Source organism: Pseudomonas sp. RIT357, from assembly GCF_000632245.1.
Lineage (GTDB): Bacteria > Pseudomonadota > Gammaproteobacteria > Pseudomonadales > Pseudomonadaceae > Aquipseudomonas > Aquipseudomonas sivasensis.
This window is the reverse complement of the sequence record NZ_JFYX01000023.1, coordinates 144428-161943: the sequence shown is the minus strand read 5'-3', so window position 1 is coordinate 161943 and position 17516 is coordinate 144428. Positions and strand designations below refer to the sequence as shown.

General features: G+C 60.5%; 18 protein-coding genes and 1 other RNA gene. 8 read left to right on the top strand and 11 right to left on the bottom strand.

What is annotated here, in order from left to right; genetic code table 11:
• The first annotated feature begins 1 nt into the window (after position 1).
• The 3 genes from ccoS to hemN all read left to right on the top strand — a co-directional run bounded on the left by ccoS (position 2) and on the right by hemN (position 2375).
• Complete coding sequence (gene ccoS, locus BW43_RS11875; protein ID WP_032887669.1) at positions 2-214, top strand: cbb3-type cytochrome oxidase assembly protein CcoS; 213 nt, start codon at positions 2-4, stop codon at positions 212-214.
• Positions 207-890, top strand: coding sequence for a sulfite exporter TauE/SafE family protein (locus tag BW43_RS11880; protein WP_032887667.1), 684 nt, complete (start codon positions 207-209; stop codon positions 888-890). The genes ccoS and BW43_RS11880 overlap by 8 nt, the downstream gene beginning before the upstream one ends.
• A 102-nt stretch (positions 891-992) precedes the next feature.
• Positions 993-2375 carry an oxygen-independent coproporphyrinogen III oxidase gene (gene hemN, locus BW43_RS11885; RefSeq protein ID WP_032887665.1) on the top strand — a complete coding sequence of 461 codons (1383 nt, stop codon included), beginning with the start codon at positions 993-995 and terminating at the stop codon, positions 2373-2375.
• Here the strand turns inward: hemN and BW43_RS11890 are convergent, their stop codons facing one another.
• Positions 2376-2831 (bottom strand): hypothetical protein, encoded by a 456-nt coding sequence (locus BW43_RS11890; protein WP_032887664.1) that lies wholly within the window; start codon positions 2829-2831, stop codon positions 2376-2378.
• 153 nt (positions 2832-2984) lie between these two features.
• Here BW43_RS11890 and fnr point away from each other — a divergent pair, with 153 nt between their 5' ends.
• Positions 2985-3719 (top strand): fumarate/nitrate reduction transcriptional regulator Fnr, encoded by a 735-nt coding sequence (gene fnr, locus BW43_RS11895; protein ID WP_032887662.1) that lies wholly within the window; start codon positions 2985-2987, stop codon positions 3717-3719.
• 79 nt (positions 3720-3798) lie between these two features.
• The gene (locus BW43_RS11900; RefSeq protein WP_032887660.1) at positions 3799-4347 is read left to right on the top strand and encodes an adenine phosphoribosyltransferase; all 549 of its coding nucleotides are present in this window, start codon (positions 3799-3801) and stop codon (positions 4345-4347) included.
• Between the two features lie 107 nt (positions 4348-4454).
• Here BW43_RS11900 and BW43_RS11905 read toward each other — a convergent pair whose 3' ends face one another.
• The 5 genes from BW43_RS11905 to dnaX form a co-directional block, all read right to left on the bottom strand.
• The gene (locus tag BW43_RS11905; RefSeq protein WP_032887658.1) at positions 4455-5603 is read right to left on the bottom strand and encodes an acyl-CoA dehydrogenase family protein; all 1149 of its coding nucleotides are present in this window, start codon (positions 5601-5603) and stop codon (positions 4455-4457) included.
• Between the two features lie 193 nt (positions 5604-5796).
• On the bottom strand, positions 5797-6399 hold the full coding sequence (gene recR / locus BW43_RS11910; RefSeq protein WP_032887656.1) for a recombination mediator RecR: 603 nt from the start codon (positions 6397-6399) through the stop codon (positions 5797-5799).
• A gap of 66 nt (positions 6400-6465) precedes the next feature.
• Positions 6466-7500 (bottom strand): NADP-dependent oxidoreductase, encoded by a 1035-nt coding sequence (locus BW43_RS11915; RefSeq protein ID WP_032887654.1) that lies wholly within the window; start codon positions 7498-7500, stop codon positions 6466-6468.
• A gap of 142 nt (positions 7501-7642) precedes the next feature.
• Positions 7643-7981 carry a YbaB/EbfC family nucleoid-associated protein gene (locus BW43_RS11920; RefSeq protein ID WP_032887653.1) on the bottom strand — a complete coding sequence of 113 codons (339 nt, stop codon included), beginning with the start codon at positions 7979-7981 and terminating at the stop codon, positions 7643-7645.
• A gap of 43 nt (positions 7982-8024) precedes the next feature.
• Complete coding sequence (dnaX, locus tag BW43_RS11925; RefSeq protein WP_032887651.1) at positions 8025-10076, bottom strand: DNA polymerase III subunit gamma/tau; 2052 nt, start codon at positions 10074-10076, stop codon at positions 8025-8027.
• A 133-nt stretch (positions 10077-10209) separates the two neighbouring features.
• Here dnaX and BW43_RS11930 point away from each other — a divergent pair, with 133 nt between their 5' ends.
• A complete protein-coding gene (locus BW43_RS11930; RefSeq protein ID WP_032887649.1) occupies positions 10210-10971 on the top strand; it encodes an ABC transporter substrate-binding protein in 762 nt (253 codons plus the stop codon).
• Between the two features lie 117 nt (positions 10972-11088).
• Here the strand turns inward: BW43_RS11930 and BW43_RS11935 are convergent, their stop codons facing one another.
• Positions 11089-12021, bottom strand: coding sequence for a DMT family transporter (locus BW43_RS11935; RefSeq protein ID WP_032887647.1), 933 nt, complete (start codon positions 12019-12021; stop codon positions 11089-11091).
• 102 nt (positions 12022-12123) lie between these two features.
• Here BW43_RS11935 and BW43_RS11940 point away from each other — a divergent pair, with 102 nt between their 5' ends.
• Both BW43_RS11940 and BW43_RS11945 read left to right on the top strand, forming a co-directional pair.
• A complete protein-coding gene (locus BW43_RS11940; RefSeq protein ID WP_032887645.1) occupies positions 12124-12987 on the top strand; it encodes a LysR family transcriptional regulator in 864 nt (287 codons plus the stop codon).
• 61 nt (positions 12988-13048) lie between these two features.
• A complete protein-coding gene (locus tag BW43_RS11945) occupies positions 13049-13951 on the top strand; it encodes a DUF2167 domain-containing protein (RefSeq protein WP_032887643.1) in 903 nt (300 codons plus the stop codon).
• Positions 13952-14017: 66 nt separating this feature from the next.
• Here BW43_RS11945 and BW43_RS11950 read toward each other — a convergent pair whose 3' ends face one another.
• From BW43_RS11950 to BW43_RS11960, 4 genes are all read right to left on the bottom strand, one after another.
• Entirely contained in the window at positions 14018-14614 is a 597-nt protein-coding gene (locus BW43_RS11950) for a hypothetical protein (protein ID WP_032887641.1), read from the bottom strand.
• A gap of 1 nt (position 14615) precedes the next feature.
• The gene (locus BW43_RS11955) at positions 14616-15662 is read right to left on the bottom strand and encodes an N-acetylmuramidase family protein (RefSeq protein WP_032887639.1); all 1047 of its coding nucleotides are present in this window, start codon (positions 15660-15662) and stop codon (positions 14616-14618) included.
• 242 nt (positions 15663-15904) lie between these two features.
• An RNA gene (gene ffs / locus BW43_RS28395) (signal recognition particle sRNA small type) lies at positions 15905-16001 on the bottom strand.
• 236 nt (positions 16002-16237) lie between these two features.
• Complete coding sequence (locus tag BW43_RS11960; protein WP_032887637.1) at positions 16238-17404, bottom strand: putative zinc-binding metallopeptidase; 1167 nt, start codon at positions 17402-17404, stop codon at positions 16238-16240.
• Between the last annotated feature and the right edge of the window lie 112 nt (positions 17405-17516).

Here is a 17516-nt window from a genome sequence, read left to right as displayed (position 1 = left end):
GATGCCAGCTTTATACGTGATGATTCCGGCGGCGCTGCTGATAGTGGCCATCGCTATTTACATCTTCTTCTGGGCCGTGGACAGCGGCCAGTACGATGACCTCGACGGCCCGGCCCACAGCGTGCTGTTCGACGACCAGGACCCGAACCACCTGGCCGCCATCGACGAAGCCAACGGTCCGGAACAACCGCCCAAAGACCCACCTCATGCTTGAATTGGCGCCGCTGCTGGTCTCCGCGCTGATCCTGGGCCTGCTGGGCGGCGGTCATTGCCTGGGCATGTGCGGCGGGCTGATGGGCGCGCTGACTTTGGCAATTCCCAAGGAGCAACGCAGTCGCCGGTTTCGCCTGCTGCTGGCGTACAACCTGGGGCGAATCCTCAGTTACGCCACGGCTGGGCTGTTGATCGGCCTGGCCGGCTGGGCCGTGGCCAATAGCCCGGCGGCGATGTTCATGCGCGTACTCGCCGGTCTGCTGCTGATCTGCATGGGCCTGTACCTGGCCGGTTGGTGGAGCGGCCTCACCCGTATCGAAAGCCTCGGGCGCGGCCTGTGGCGGCATATCCAGCCCGTTGCCACCCGTTTGCTGCCGGTGTCCAGCCTGCCTCGCGCTTTACTGCTGGGTGCGCTGTGGGGCTGGTTGCCGTGCGGGTTGGTCTACAGCACCCTGCTGTGGGCCGCGAGCCAGGGCAATGCGCTGGACAGTGCCTTGCTGATGCTCGCGTTCGGGTTGGGCACCTGGCCCGTGCTGCTGGCGACTGGGCTGGCCGCCGAACGCGTCACCGCGTTATTGCGCAAACGCAGCGTGCGCATGGCCGGTGGATTGCTGGTCATTGTGTTCGGTATTTGGACCTTGCCAGGGCCGCACCAGCACTGGCTGATGGGCCACTAAAAGGCCATGTGGCATAGCGCCGCTGCTCGTTGATGCAAATCAAGATGCCCTCTGCTCCACGCCTCTAGACTCGGCCCACTAGCCTATCCGGGGGACGCCCGCATGCTCGACGCCATTCGTTGGGACACCGATCTGATTCATCGCTACGACCTGGCGGGACCGCGCTATACGTCCTACCCCACCGCCGTACAATTCGACAGCCAGGTCGGCACATTCGACCTGCTACATGCCCTGCGCGACAGTCGCAAGGCTGTGCGCCCATTGTCGCTGTATGTGCATGTGCCGTTCTGCGCGAACATTTGCTACTACTGCGCCTGCAACAAGGTAATCACCAAGGACCGTGGCCGCGCCCAGGCATACCTGCACCGCCTGGAGCAGGAGATCCAAATGGTGGCCTGCCATCTCGACCCGAAACAGCCGGTGGAGCAGTTGCATTTCGGCGGCGGCACGCCGACGTTTCTCAGCCACGACGAACTGCGTCAGGTCATGGGCTCCCTGCGCCAGCACTTCAATTTGCTCGATGATGATTCCGGCGACTACGGCATCGAGATCGACCCGCGCGAAGCCGACTGGGCCACCATGGGCCTGCTGCGTGAACTCGGTTTCAACCGCGTCAGCATTGGCCTGCAAGACCTCGACCCCGAGGTCCAGCGGGCCGTTAACCGCCTGCAAAGCCTGGAAGAGACTCGCGCAGTAATCGATGCGGCGCGCACTTTGCAGTTTCGCTCGATCAATATCGACCTGATCTACGGCCTGCCCAAGCAAACGCCGATCAACTTCGCGCGCACCATGGAAGAAGTGATCAAGCTGCAACCGGATCGCCTGTCGGTGTTCAACTATGCGCACCTGCCGGAGCGCTTCATGCCCCAGCGGCGCATCGACAGCGACGCGCTGCCAGCACCGGCGGAAAAACTGCTGATGCTGCAAACCACCATCACGCAATTGACCGAGGCGGGTTATCGCTACATCGGCATGGACCACTTCGCTCTGCCGGATGACGAACTCGCCATCGCCCAGGAAGAAGGCACGCTGCAACGCAATTTCCAGGGCTACACCACCCACGGCCATTGCGACCTGATCGGCCTGGGTGTGTCGGCGATCAGCCAGATCGGCGACTTGTATTGCCAGAACAGCAGTGACCTCAACGGCTACCAGAACACCCTGGCCGGCGCGCAGCTGGCGACCAGCCGTGGCTTGGTCTGCACCACAGACGATCGACTAAGACGGGAAGTGATTCAGCAGTTGATCTGCAATTTCAGCCTGGTATTCGAGCGTATCGAACAGGCCTTCAATATTGATTTTCGCGGGTACTTCGATGAGATCTGGCTGCAACTTGAGGCCATGGCCAAGGACGGCCTGATCACGCTCGACGCCCAGGGCATTCGGGTGCTGCCCGCAGGGCGCTTGCTGGTGCGCTCGGTGTGCATGGTGTTCGACGCGTACCTGGAACACCAGAACCGGCAACGGTTTTCACGGGTGATCTAGTTACATCGACAACGAAGCGGCCTTGAGCGCCTGATCGGCACTCATGGTTTTCATGGCCTTGGCCAAGGAGATTTGGGCCGTCATCAAGCCGGCCTGCAAGGAACTGATGGCACCTTGCACGTTAGCGACCTTGGCCTGAACCTCCTCCGGCGTCAGGCTTTTGTCCGCGGCGATGGCCTGAAGCTCCGCCAATTTTTCGGCGATCTGCTGCTTCAACTGACGGATCATTTTAAGAACTTGCTTAACGTTGTCGTCCAGACCGCTGTCGTCGATATCGGCGTTGGCACTTTTGGCCGCACCCGCAGCCTTGAAGCCATCCGGCGAAATGCTCACCTTCACGCCTTCGCTCGTGGCAGGCGTTGACACGGCATTCTGCGTCTCAACCGCCGCAGCGGGCGGGGCCGGCTCAGGGTTTGGCACACGGATGGAGGGGTTGTTGGCGGCGATGATCAACATGCGCTGAGCTCCTGCTCATGAACGTACACATATGTATCGGCACCGATACACAAAGCTTTATACGGCTGTCTGTTTTTTGTACACGCTGGCCTCACTGCCCCCCAGTGCGTTACCCTTACGTCTTATGTGTGTTTTCCCACAAGGATTTAAGAAATGTCCGAGCCAGTCAAACTGCGCGCTCACAGCCAGGCTCACTGCAAGGATTGCAGCCTGGCCCCCCTCTGCCTGCCACTTTCGCTGAATCTGGAAGACATGGATGCGCTGGACGACATCGTTAAACGTGGTCGCCCGCTGAAGAAAGGCGAGTTTTTGTTTCGCCAGGGCGATCAGTTCGACTCCGTCTATGCAGTACGTTCGGGCGCGTTGAAGACCTTCAGCCTGAGCGACAACGGCGAGGAGCAGATCACCGGTTTTCACCTGCCCAGCGAACTGGTGGGTTTGTCGGGCATGGACACCGAGATGCATCCCGTGTCGGCCCAGGCGCTGGAGACCACGTCGGTGTGCGAAATCCCCTTCGAACGCCTGGACGAACTGGCCATCCAATTACCTCAACTGCGCCGCCAGTTGATGCGCGTGATGAGCCGAGAAATTCGTGACGATCAGCAGATGATGCTGCTGTTATCGAAGAAAACCGCCGACGAGCGCATCGCGACATTCTTGGTCAACCTGTCGGCCCGGTTCCGGGCACGCGGTTTCTCGGCCAACCAGTTCCGCTTGAGCATGTCGCGTAACGAAATCGGCAACTACCTGGGCCTGGCGGTGGAAACCGTGTCCCGCGTGTTCACCCGTTTCCAGCAGAACGAGTTGATTGCCGCCGAAGGCAAGGAAGTGCACATTCTCGACCCGATCCAGCTGTGTGCGTTGGCGGGTGGTTCTCTAGAGGGTTGATGCAGACACTTGTGGCCGCGCCAATCGGTGAGGCCGCAGGTATACTTCGAGTCCGTTTTCCTCCCAGGACTCTTCGACGATGACCTTCGATTCGTTCGACATCAAATCCCTGATCCGCCCCGTCATCGACTTCCCCAAGCCTGGGGTGATCTTCCGTGACATCACGCCGCTGTTCCAATCGCCCAAGGCCCTGCGCCTGGTGGCCGATACCTTTGCCCATCGCTATGTCGAAGCCGATTTCACCCACATCGGCGCGATGGATGCCCGCGGGTTTCTGATCGGTTCGATCATTGCCTACCAACTGAACAAACCGCTGATCCTGTTCCGCAAGCAGGGCAAGCTGCCGGCCGATGTCCTGGCCGAGGGTTATCAGACCGAATACGGCGAAGCTTTCCTGGAAGTGCACGCCGACAGCCTGTGCGAAGGCGACTCGGTGCTGATGTTCGATGACCTGATCGCCACAGGCGGGACCTTGATCGCTGCGGCGAACCTGGTGCGGCGCATGGGTGCGAAGATTTTTGAAGCCGCGGCAATTATTGATTTGCCGGAGCTGGGTGGCTCGCAGCGTTTGGAAGACATGGGGATTCCGACGTTTTGCCTGACGCAGTTTGCGCTGAGCGAGCGGTAATATTTGCCTGGACTGACGCTATCAAGGGCTGCCCCCTCCCACACTTGAAGGTGTTTACACATCAAAATGTGGCAGAGGGCTTGCCCCGATGAGGCAGGTAAGCCGCCTCAAAGCCCCATCTGTTTGCTGATGATTTCATTCATCACTTCACGAGTGCCGCCGCCGATCGACAGGATACGGTTGTCGCGATACAGCCTCTCCACCAGGCTGCCGCGCATATAGCCCTGGCCGCCGAGGATCTGCACGGCGTCATAAGTCACCCGATCGGCGGTATCGGTGGCCAGGTTCTTGGCCATGGATATCTCCTTGATCACACTCTTGCCAGCGGCCATCTTGGCGGCTTGGCGGTAGGTGAATTCCCTGGACACTTCCACAGCTGTCGCCATTTCCGCCAGGCGATGCTTGAGCACCTGGAATTTGCCAATGGGCTTGCCAAATGCTTCACGCTGCGCGGCCCATTTGAGGCTTTCCTCAAGCGCAAGCTGCGCGGTCATATTGGCCATCAACGCCAGCGCCAGCCGTTCACTCTGAAAGTTGCCCATGATGCAGGCAAACCCCATGTTCTCGGCGCCGATCAGGTTGCCTACGGGGACCTGGCAATCATCGAAGAACAACTCTGCCGTGTCCGACGCCCACCAACCCATTTTCTTCAGGGGCTGGCCGACGGTGAAACCCGGGGTGTCTTTTTCGATGAGCAACAGGCTGATGCCGCCAAAGCCTGGCCCGCCGGTACGAACAGCAACGGTGTAGAAATCGGCGCGGTTGCCGCTGGTGATAAAGGTCTTGCTGCCGCTGACCCGGTAAACGTCGCCATCACGCACGGCGCGGGTGCGCAGGCCGGCTACATCGGAGCCGCCGCTGGGTTCGGTGACGGCCAAGGCGATGATCTTCTCGCCCGAGAGCACTTGCGGGGCCACACGTTCGCGCACTTCGGGCCGCGCCCATTTGACGATGGGAGGCAAGCCGATATCCAGCGAGCCCAATCCCGCGACCACGCCGCCGGAGCCGCAGCGCATCAATTCCTCGCTGACGGCCACCTTGGCGAACAGATCGCCCTCGTGACTGCCGCCCAAGGATTCGGGATAACCGATACCGAGGATCCCCGCCGCACCGGCCTTAAGGTACAACGCTCGGGGAAAGCTCTCCGCCTCCTCCCATTGCTCGATGTCCGGTAACAGCTCGCGCTCGACAAAACGGCGCACGCTGTCGCGGAGCAATTGGTGGCTGGGATCGAAGTAGTCCTGATAGGCAGACATCGGCAAGCTCCACGGAGAGGTGGAGCGAAATTACCAAGCGCTTGCTTGGTTAGCAACACAGATCTCAATCACACCGCAAAACCATTGTGGGAGGGGGCTTGCTCCCGATAGCAGTGTGTCAGCCAATAGATTCATGGCTGATCCACTGCCATCGGGAGCAAGCCCCCCTCCCACATTTGGCTGGTGTTTATTGTTAGAGCGCGATCGGCTTGCGACCGGCGAACGAATGCGCCAGCGTGCCACCATCCACCAGCTCCAACTCCCCACCCAACGGTACGCCATGGGCGATACGCGAAGTGATCAGGCCTTTGTTGCTCAGCAGTTGGGCGATGTAATGGGCGGTGGCTTCACCTTCCACGGTCGGGTTGGTAGCCAGGATCACCTCGGTAAAGGTGCCCTGCTCTTCGATACGTGCCACCAGTTGCGGAATGCCGATGGCCTCCGGACCCAGGCCGTCCAGCGGCGAAAGGTGGCCCTTGAGCACGAAGTAACGCCCGCGATAACCGGTCTGCTCCACCGCGTAGACGTCCATCGGGCCTTCCACCACACACAGCAACGTGTCGTCGCGACGCGGGTCGGCGCATTGCGGGCAAAGGTCTTCTTCGGTGAGGGTTCGGCACTGGCGGCAGTGGCCGACGCCCGTCATGGCCTGGCTCAGGGCCTGGGCCAACCGGGTGCCGCCGCTGCGATCACGCTCCAGCAGTTGCAGCGCCATGCGCTGGGCGGTTTTCTGGCCGACACCCGGCAACGTGCGCAGGGCGTCGATCAGTTGGCGAATCAGGGGGCTGAAGCTCATGGGGCAATGGTCCGACAAAACAACGAGACGCGGTTTATACCCGCGCCCCGGATTAGCGTCAAATCCTCAATCCTGCGCGACCCGCACCACCAACTTGCCGAAGTTGCGCCCTTCAAGCAGGCCGATAAAGGCTTCGGGCGCCTGCTCCAAGCCATCGACCACGTCCTCGCGGAACTTGATCTTGCCGTCGCGGACCCAGGGCGCCATGGCACTGAGGAACTCTGGCTGACGATCACCGTAGTCATCAAACACGATAAAGCCCTGGATGCGCACCCGCTTGGTCAGCAACGTGCGTTGCAGCGCCGGCAAGCGATCAGGCCCGCTGGGGGCTTCGTGGGCGTTGTAGCCGGCAATCAGCCCGCACAAAGGAATGCGTGCCTTGGGGTTGAGCAAAGGCACCACGGCGTCGAACACCTTGCCACCGACGTTCTCGAAATAGATGTCCACGCCGTTGAAGCAAGCCTGGGCGAGTTGATCGGCGAAGTCTGCGCTCTTATGGTCGATACAGGCATCAAAACCCAGTTCATCCACGACATAGCGGCACTTGTCCGCACCGCCTGCAATCCCGACCACGCGCAGGCCCTTGAGCTTGGCGACCTGGCCCACTACCGAACCGACTGCGCCGGAGGCAGCGGCGACCACCAGGGTTTCCCCAGCCTTGGGTTGACCAATGTCCATCAGGCCCATGTAGGCGGTCATACCCGGCATCCCCAATACGCCCAACGCCATGGACGGACTGGCGAGACCTTTGGGCACTGGAATCAGGTTGCGGCCGTCGGAAATGCTGTGGCTCTGCCAACCGGTGGCGCCGACCACCAGATCACCCACTTCGAATTTCGGGTTACGGGATTGCTCGATACGGCTGACAGCACCGCCGGTCATCACCTCATCGATTTCCACCGGGGCGGCGTAGGACGGTGCGTCGCTCATGCGCCCGCGCATGTAGGGGTCAAGGGACAGGTAGAGGGTCTTGAGCAGCACTTGGCCGTCCGCCAACTCCGGCAAGCTCACGCGCTCCAGGCGAAAGTTTTCCGGAGTGGGCGCGCCTTGGGGGCGCGAGACCAGCACGATGCGTTGGTTCAGGGTCAGTTCTTGAGGCATCAGGGGCTCCTTATCGAATTCATCGGTATAGGTTGCAGACCATGGGTGCCAGGCCAGGGTTCGATCGGGATTCGATTGAATAGGCACAAACAAAAATGCCAGGCACTGGGCCTGGCATTGGAGTCTAGCTAACGCTGGAGAATCAGAACGGCATCTTCATGCCCGGTGGCAGTTGCATGCCAGCGGTCACGCCGGACATTTTGTCCTGGCTATTGGCTTCGATCTTGCGCACGGCGTCGTTGACGGCCGCGGCGAACAGCGCTTCGAGCATTTCCAGGTCATCTTCGCCCACGCCTGGCAGCACGCTTGGGTCGATGCTCACGCGCTTGATGTCGTGACGCCCAGTCATCACCACGCTGACCATATCGCCCCCGGCTTTACCGGTGACTTCGGCGTTGGCCAGTTCTTCCTGCATCTTGGCCATCTTTTCCTGCATCTGCTGCGCCTGCTTCATCAGGCCGGCCATGCCACCTTTCATCATGGGAATCACCTCAAAAGTACGTGGATCAATTAATAGCCCGGTGTCATGACGCTTGGGTCACCGGGGCTTCGACAGGTTCAATAGTATCGTGACGAACGACCGCACCAAACTGTTGCATCATTTGCTGGATGAGCGGGTCTGCGTGGATCGAATCCTCAGCCTCGCGCTGACGGTTGATACGCCGACGGGTTGCGGCTTGGGCCGGGGTTTCCTGCTCGGGCTTGATCAACTCGATGGTGATAGTCAGCGTCCGCTCATGGTACTGGTTCAGGGCATCGTTGAGGCGCCGTTGCTGGGTCGCGTTGAACAGGGCGCTGTGGGCCGGGTCCAGGTGCAACAGCCAATGGTCGCCGTCGACGGAAATCAGGGTGCAGTTGGCGGCAATACTGCCGGTCATGCCGGAGATCGGCAGTTTCGGGAACAGTTCCAGCCATTGCAATGCCAGGCCGGTGGCCGGGGCTGCCGCGGGTTCTGCTTCGGGCTCGGGGGCCGGTTCGGCGGTGTGTTCGCTGGCCAAATCGTCCAGGTAACTGTAGGCCGAATCCATGTCCGGCTCGATGTAGTCTTCGTCCAGCGGCGGCTCGTCGTCGAGGTCGATGCCTGGGGTTGCGGCCTCAACCTGGGCGACTGTCGGCTCGGGAACCGGTGCTGAAACCCACTCAGGAGCGGCTGGCACCACGCTGTCCGGTGTCGGCGCAGGCATAGGCGTCAGCTCAGGCTGCTCGCTGGCAGTTTCCAGGACGGGCTCAACATAGGGCTGCTGTTCGACTTCTTCGACCTCGGCTTCTACCGGGTCATTCCAAGGCAAGTCGACGACAGGCTCGGGCTCAACCACCGGCTCCGGCTCAACCACAGGTGCCACCACCACAGGGGCTGGCTCAGGCGCCGGCGCAACCGGGGCAGCAACCACTGGCGCAACCACCGCCGCGCCAGCCACTGGTTTGGCGGAATCAACTGTGGCCTGGCTGATCCCCACTGGCTTTAGCGGCTGTCTCGGCGCATCGGCCGAATCAGCTGGCCGGAACGCCAGCATGCGCAGCAGGACCATTTCAAAGCCCCCACGCGGGTCCGGCGCCAAAGGCAAGTCCCGACGACCGATCAGGCCCATCTGGTAGTAGAACTGCACATCTTCGGCCGGCAACGCCTGGGCCAGGGCCAACACGCGGTCGCGGTCGCCATGGCCGTTGTCGACACCTTCCGGCAAAGCCTGGGCGATAGCGACGCGGTGCAAGACGTTGAGGATTTCCGAGAGCACGCCATTCCAGTCCGGGCCTTGCTCCGAGAGGTGGCGCACGGCTTCGAGCAACGCCTTGGCATCCCCTTCGATCAATGCATGCAGCACATCGAACACCTGGCCGTGGTCGAGGGTGCCGAGCATGGCGCGCACATCGGCGGCCATGACCTTGCCTTCACCGAAGGCGATGGCCTGATCGGTAAGGCTCATGGCATCACGCATCGAACCATCGGCGGCACGGCCGAGCAGCCATAGCGCGTCGTCTTCGAACGGTACGTTCTCGACACCCAGCACGTGGGTCAAATGCTCGACCACGCGCTCGGGGGTCATGTTTTTCAGGGAGAACTGCAGGCACCGCGACAGAATCGTTGCAGGAAGTTTCTGCGGGTCGGTGGTGGCCAGGATGAATTTGACGTAGGGCGGCGGCTCTTCCAGGGTTTTCAACAGCGCGTTGAAGGAATGGCTGGACAGCATGTGCACTTCGTCGATCAGGTAGACCTTGAAGCGACCGCGGCTAGGCGCGTACTGCACGTTGTCGAGCAACTCGCGGGTGTCTTCGACCTTGGTGCGGCTCGCGGCGTCGATCTCGATCAGGTCGACGAAGCGCCCTTCGTCGATCTCGCGGCACACCGAGCAAGTGCCACAAGGCGTCGAAGTGATACCGGTTTCACAGTTCAGGCATTTGGCAATGATGCGCGCGATGGTGGTCTTGCCCACGCCCCGGGTACCGGTGAACAGGTAGGCGTGGTGCAGCCGCTGGCTGTCCAAGGCATTGATCAGAGCCTTGAGCACATGGGTCTGGCCGACCATTTCGCGGAACGAGCGCGGACGCCATTTACGTGCAAGAACCTGATAACTCATCGAAAACCGTCGCAACTGGGAAGCGGAAGCCGGTAATGCTAGCGGAGCAAGGGGGAAATTGCATCCGGCACGCTCGCCTAATCTGACTAAGCTCTGCTGACTGGCCTCCAAAAGGCCTGAACCCGGAGAGTGTATGCGCGTAGTCCTGGGCGCTTTATGGATGATGACCACGGCTTGCCTGGCGGCGCCTGCACCGCTGCGCTTCTCGGTTTCCGACAGTTGGGCGATGCCCATGGTGCAACTGGAGAACGGTCGGCCGACCCAGGGCATTTTGTATGACGTGATGCTGAGCCTGGCCACCCAGGTTGGCCATCCGGCGCAGTTCCACGTGCTGGCCCGGGCACGCATCTCTGCGGCCATGGGACGCGGCGACATTGATGTGCGCTGTTACGTCACCCAGGCGTGGGTCGACAACCTGTCCGGCGACTACATCTGGAGCTTGCCTTTAATGATGCAGCGCAATGTGCTGGTCAGTGCGCAAAACCAGCCGGTACAGGTGCTCAAGCTGGCACCTCAGCCGATCGGCACGGTGCTCAACTATCGCTATGCCGCCCTCGACCCGCTGTTTGCCAACGGCCAACTCACCCGTGACGACGCCCATAGCGAAGAGCTGGTGCTGCACAAACTGGTGGCGGGGCGATTCAACTATGCGGTGAGCAACGAATGGATCGTCGACCGTTTCAACCAGAAAATGCCGATCAGCCAGCGGTTGCACAAGGTCGCGTTGATTGACGAGCAAAACCTCGGTTGCATCGTGCGTAACGATCCCGACGTGCCGGCGCAAAAAATCCTGCGCACCTTGTTGCGGATGAAAATGTCCGGCGAAATCGACGACATCATCAAGCTGTACACCGGCGAAAACCCGGCGCCCCTGCTCGCCCCTGACAAAAACTGACAGGCGCTCCTTATAGGCTCGGGCTCTGGTCGAGCCGCAGTCCAGCTTACAGCCGGCGGTGAAGTGGGCTTCTTGCTGCACGACCGATGGGTAGAACGCGGCGCCATCCTTATCCAGTCACCGCCGGCCCTCGACTTCGATGGCCACCGTTTGCGTGCGTTTTGTCTGAACGATTGACCGCCAGCGCCCTTCCAGACTGATCGCCGCCACGCTGGCCAGCACGATCACACCGCCCATCATTACCTGCAAGGCAATGTGTTCACCCAGCAACGTCGCGGCCATCACCATCGCCACCGGCGGGATCAGGTACATCGCCACCGACGCGCGACTGACCTCCACATGCTTCAACACATAACCCCAAGCCAGATACGCCAAGGCGCTGGGAAAAATACCGAGTACCAGCACCGCGACGTTCTCCGCCAACGGCGCCTGCACCACCGCAGCAGGCAGGCCCGGCAGGTTCACGCACAGCATCAGGGTGCCCGCCCACACCATGTAGCACGCCATAGTCAGCGGACTGTAGCGGTGGGCATAGTGTTTCTGCAGGGCGAAATACACACTCCACGACACCGCCGCCAGCAGGATCAACAAGCCACGCGGGTCGATCTCACCCAGCCCCTGATCCCCCCAGATCACCACCATCACGCCGAGCAGCCCCAGCAATACGCAGGCCCAGCGCCAAGCGCTGACCCGCTCCTTCAGGCAGAAAAACGCGATCAGCACACTGAACAGCGGCGCCGACTGCGCCAGTACGCTGGACGCCGCTGCCGTGACCCATTGCTGCCCATAGTTGAGGCTGGTGTGGTGCAAGAACACGCCGAAGAACCCCAGCACCAACAACCACGGAAAATCCCGCAAGCGCGGACGACCGATGCCCATCACCAGTGCCACACCGCCCATGAACACCGACGCAATCAAAAACCTTAACAACGCCAATTGTCCGGGGCTGTAGCTGTGCAGCCCCATGTGCACGCCAATCGGCGAATAGGCCCAACACAGGATGACGCTGGCGATGACTAGCGTAAGCTTTGCGGGTGAAGGGTTATTCATCGACGGCGTCCAGAAACTGAGAAGGTGTGCCGTCAGTCTTGGCCCCCGTAAGGCGCAGGACAATTAACCGTTTCTGACTTCTGCAATCACTGGAACTGAGCAATGGAACTGGCCCAACTGAAAATGGTGCGAGCCGTGGCACAAACCGGCAGCGTGGCCCAAGCAGCCGTGCTGCTGCATTGCGTGCCGTCCAACATCACCACGCGCATCAAGCAGCTGGAAGGCGAGCTGGGCACACCACTGTTCATCCGCGCCGGGCGTGGGCTGGCGATCAGTGCCGCCGGTGAGATTTTCCTGGAGTACTGCGAGCGCATTCTGGCGCTGGTGGATGAGTCCAAACGCGCCGTGGACGCCAGCGCCATTCCCCGTGGCACTTTGCGTATCGGCGCGGTGGAATCCAGCGCCAGCGGACGTTTGCCGCCGCTGCTGGCGGAGTATCACCGGCGCTACCCGGATGTCAGCCTGGAACTGGTGACAGGCGCCTGGGGCCCGTTGCTCGACGACCTGCAACACCATCGCCTGGACGTGGCGCTCGTGGCCGCCGGCAACAAACGCTCCAAGCTCGAACACAGCGTGGTCTACAGCGAGCGCCTGGTGCTGATCGCCAGCGCATCCAGTGCACCCATCAATGGCGCCGAGGACCTCGCCGGCCGCACCTTGCTGGTCTGGCCGCCTGGCTGCCCGTATCGCGCAGCACTGGAAAACTGGGTCAAGCCGCACAACTTCAAACCGACCATTGCCAGCTATGCCAGTTGGGGCACGATCATCGGTTGCGTCAGCGCCGGGATTGGCGTGGCGTTGGCGCCGGAAGGCATCCTGGCGCGCTATGAGCAGGCCAATCAGCTGGCGTCTTATCGATTTGAAGAGCTGGCGGCCGTGGATAACCTGCTGTTCTGGCACAAGGACACCCAACGCCACCTGGCACGGGATGCATTCGCGGGGCTGTTGCGGGAGACTTTCGGCTAACTCGCAACATGTTGTTTCGGTTATCCTCTTACGAAATTAATTCAAAATGTAAGGGACTACCATGAATTACTTCCGCCTGTTGTTGGCGGCGGCCGCTCTGAGCCTGCCTACCGCACCTGCCGTTGCTGCTGCCTCGCCTGCCCCCGTTGAAGCCAGTGCCCCCGCCGAAACGGCCGAGCACTTTCTGGCGTCACTTAAGCAAAAGACCGGCACCGTCACGCTGCCAAGTGGCATTGCCACCCTCAAGCTCAACGACGAATTTTATTACCTCGACCCCGCCGACACTGAGCGCTTGCTCACCGATGGCTGGGGCAACCCGCCGGGCTTCAAGACCCTGGGCATGATCGTGCCTAAAGCCGTCAGCCCACTGTCGGAACGCGGCTGGGGCGTCATCGTCAGCTACAAGGCCGACGGGCATATTTCCGACGAAGATGCCGCGAAAATCGACTACTCCGACCTGCTCAAGCAAATGCAGGAAGAAGACGAAACAGATAACAAGGAACGCCAGAAACAAGGCTACGCCGGCCTGCATCTGGTGGGCTGGGCCGAGCCGCCGCGCTACGACGACACCACCCACAAGATGTACTGGGCCCGTGAACTGAAGGCCGACGACGCCGACCAGAACACCCTCAACTACAGCATCCGCGTGCTGGGCCGTGAGGGCGTACTGGAACTCAACGCCGTCGCGGCGATGGCCGACCTGCCGACCATCAAGCAGGAACTGCCCAAGGTCCTGGCGTTTACCAACTTCACCGACGGCAACCTCTACACCGACTTCAACCCGAAAACCGACAAGCTCGCCACTTACGGCCTAGCCGCGTTGGTTGCCGGCGGGATTGCCGCCAAGGCCGGGTTATTCGCCAAGATCGGGATCTTCCTGCTGGCCGCGAAGAAGTTTCTGGTGGTGGGTGTCGTGGCGTTGTTCGCGGTGATCCGCAAGCTGTTCAACCGCAACAAGGCCTGACCGCCGCACACAAAAACGCCGCAGCGTGCTGGACACGTTGCGGCGTTTTTGTGTGCGCGGTTCTGCTCAGTTTTTTGCAGTGGGCGCGGCCAGACGACTGTATTGATCCTGGGTGATCCAACCCTTAAACGAGCGATCCTCAGCATTGATGAACTCAACCTGAGCCCAGCCATCCTTGAACGCCAGCACCCCTACCACATCGTTCTTGACGATATACGGACGCTTGGCCGCCTTGGCGCCGGGGGTTTTCTGCAAGTAAGCCTTGTCGGCAGACACTGTGACCAGGCCGATCCACTTCTTACTGGCGGTCTGGGTCAGATCAAGGCCGGTGGCGATTTCCGGCATCAGTACGTTGATGCAGCCGGGATGCTGACGGCCTTCTTCCACGGTCAGGGTCACACCGTCGGACGACGGCGCCACGCTGCCAGGGTAGGCGTCGTCGAGCCAAGTGGTGAGCGCGTCGGGCTTACCTTGCAGGTAGAACGCACAGCTGCGCGTCACGCCCTCACCCATTGATTCCGTGTAAAAACCTTCGACCTGATGCTCCGGCGTCACTGCCAGCATCAGCCCTTCGTACTTGCCCGAATGCAGCGCGGCCGAACCAGCCATGGCAGGTGCCACGGCGCACAACGACAACACACCTATCGCGAGTAAACGGATCATCCTATTTTTTCCCTTCAAGTTTTTCGTAGGCTTTTTGCATAAGGACGTCGTAGTTGCCGTAGTCCTCACCGTTATAGTTACGCGCCATTCCAGTAAAGTCTTTGGCCTTCATGGCCTTCATCAACGCAGGGCTCTTACTGCAAAAGCCGAGGAACGCCTTTAGTTGGTTGCCAGCATTCACCTTTAATGCCGCCGAAAACTCAAATACCGTCTTGTACCCGCACGACGCAAAGTTGAAACCCATGATCTGGAACATGCCCCACGATGCCGACATCAATGCGGCTTCCTGATCCAGGGCGAATGCGGTAGCCATGGTTTCCCAGGCCTTTGTCTGGTCCTTGTTGTTCGCCTGCCACTGCGGCCCTGCTTTTTTCTTGTAGGGGTAGGACAGCAGCGGGTGCGCCTGGTCATAGATGTGCTTGGTGTATTTGCGAAACAGGTGACCTTCAAAGGCGATCACCGGCAGCTTGGCCGGCCCGAAGCCGGAGCGCCCGCCAGATTCCACGGTGGCGAAGGCCTTGATGATATTCACCGAAATACCGCTACCCAGTTGCGTAGCGGCGTTCTGGAAGTCCGTTTCGCTAAGGGTCATGCCCCCGTCGCACGTGGCCTGGAGCATCAATTGCCGGTTACGCCGCTCGGCCTCAATCATCGCGCGCATGCGGTCCAGGTACACATTGACCGTGGCCTGCACCGCGTCGCCCTGGTTGTTGCCAAATGCGTTGAGAAAACTCGGTATACGCATCGTCGGGAAGGACTTCACCGGCACCTTCACCGCCTCTTCGATCAGGCTGTTAAACGTGCGACCGGTGGGGTCGACCACACCATCTGGATGGGCGTATTTGAGATGGCGAAACTGATACTGGCTGATGCACTGCACCAACTGACCATCGCATTTGCCGTTTTCGGCCAACGGGAAACCCATCTTGGGAATGATCAGATTGAATAAATATTGGATGCACTGCACATCGGCGGGCAAGTTGCGGGCTTTACCCGGAGCGCCTACCGAAGCACTGATAAGACGAGGTAAACCTTGCAGGCTTTTCATCACAGACATCCTTGTTAGTTAAAGAAGTGATAGCACTTCAATATCAATTCAGCGCCATTGTCATATTCTGAAACAAGTGGCCGGCGCAAACTAACAAGGCGGTTTAGGGTTGTCCAGCGGGGGTTTGGAAAGTTGTGAAACAGCCGTCATCGACTGCGCAATAAACATCGGCAGTTGGCTGAAAATAAGAAATCTGGATTTGAATCGAAGGGGTATTGCAAGGAGGGGCGTTATGGAGGCAACCCCACCAGCCACACCCCGGCACACAATGTTCCCGCTGTGGCTGCTGCCTTCCGGCTCTGACCAGGTTCACGGGTAATCGTTGCGGGGGGACCGATGGGGTCACCATAACGACGCCTGCCTCTCGGCAAGCGGGGCCATTGTACCGATCTCCTCGGAAGTTACAACCGTTGGTGACGGATTAAAAATATGAAGGGGTTCAAGCACTTGCCATGGCCATCAGCTTCCCCGCCATCCCCTGTGGGAGGGGGCTTGCCCCGATAGCGGACTGCCAGCCAATAAATCAGTGACTGACCCAACGCTATCGGGAGCAAGCCCCCTCCCACATTGGCTGATCATTGTGCCTGCAACACCTCATCCGCCCGGCCGCCCTCTTCCTGGATCACCAGGTGGATGAAGTGCAGCTTGGCGATCACCGCCGGTGGTAGCACGAACGGGTAGAAATCCGGCTGGCCCATGGCGCGCGACAGCTCATTGAGCATGCCCGCCAGTTCAATCCAGGCGTTAACGAACGACAGGAACGCCGGACCGCTGGGATGTTGGGGGTCAAAAAGCGTAGTAAGGGGGAACGGCTGGTAATCCAGGTCCATCTCGCGGGCGCTCATGCCAAAGCCCAGGGCAGTGTCGACGGCGTCCATCATGTGCAAGTAATGAGCCCAGGTTTCGGCCCAGTCTTCCCAAGGGTGCATGGTGGCGTAGGCGCTGACGCAGGTTTGCTGCCAGTCAGGACGCGGGCCGTTTTGGTAATGCTGGTCAAGGGCGTCGGCGTAACTGGCGCGTTCGTCGCCGAACAGGGTGCGAAAGGACTCCTGCCAGTGGGTATTGGCGATCAGGCGATCCCAATAATAGTGGCCGACCTCATGGCGAAAGTGACCGAGCAAGGTGCGATAAGGCTCGCGCATCTGCACCCGGATTTTTTCGCGGTGGGCGTCGTCGGCTTCTTTGATGTCGAGGGTGATCAAGCCGTTCGAATGGCCCGTCATCGGGGCGTTGCCTTCCAGGTCGATGCCAACGAAATCGAAGGCCAGGCCGGTGTCTTCGTCAACGCTCTTGGGCACGACGCTAAGGCCCAGGCTGATCAGTTGCGCCACCAACCGGCGCTTGGCGGTTTCTACCTTGCGCCAGCGCTCATGGTTTTCCGGGATCGACAGGTCGGGGATCGTGCGGTTGAGACTACAGGCCACGCACAGCGGTGCGGTGCTGTGGGCCGGAATCAGCCAGTTGCAGGCGGCAGGCGTGTCAAGGTTGGCGCAGCGGCGAAAGGCGCCGGCGTCGAGGTTATCGTCCTGCAGCCAGGTGCCTTCGACGGGGCCGGGTTGCAGCGAGGACAAGCGGTTTTGCCGGGGTTGATAGCCCAGCAGCGCTGCGCATGCCAGGCATTGGCTGTTGCGAAAAAATAGGGACTGGCCGCAACGACATTGCCAAACCTTGCTGTTGCGCGAGGATTCGGCCATGAACGGTGCGGCAATGCGCGAACTGAGTTGCTCGAAGTAGCGGAACATGGCGATCTCTTCCTGGGGTGACCAAGACTAGATCAATTCCCTTCGAAGATCGTTCCAAAAATGGGATGACATCCCTATAGGCGTCAGGCGTGCCGACGATGGCACTCCTTGG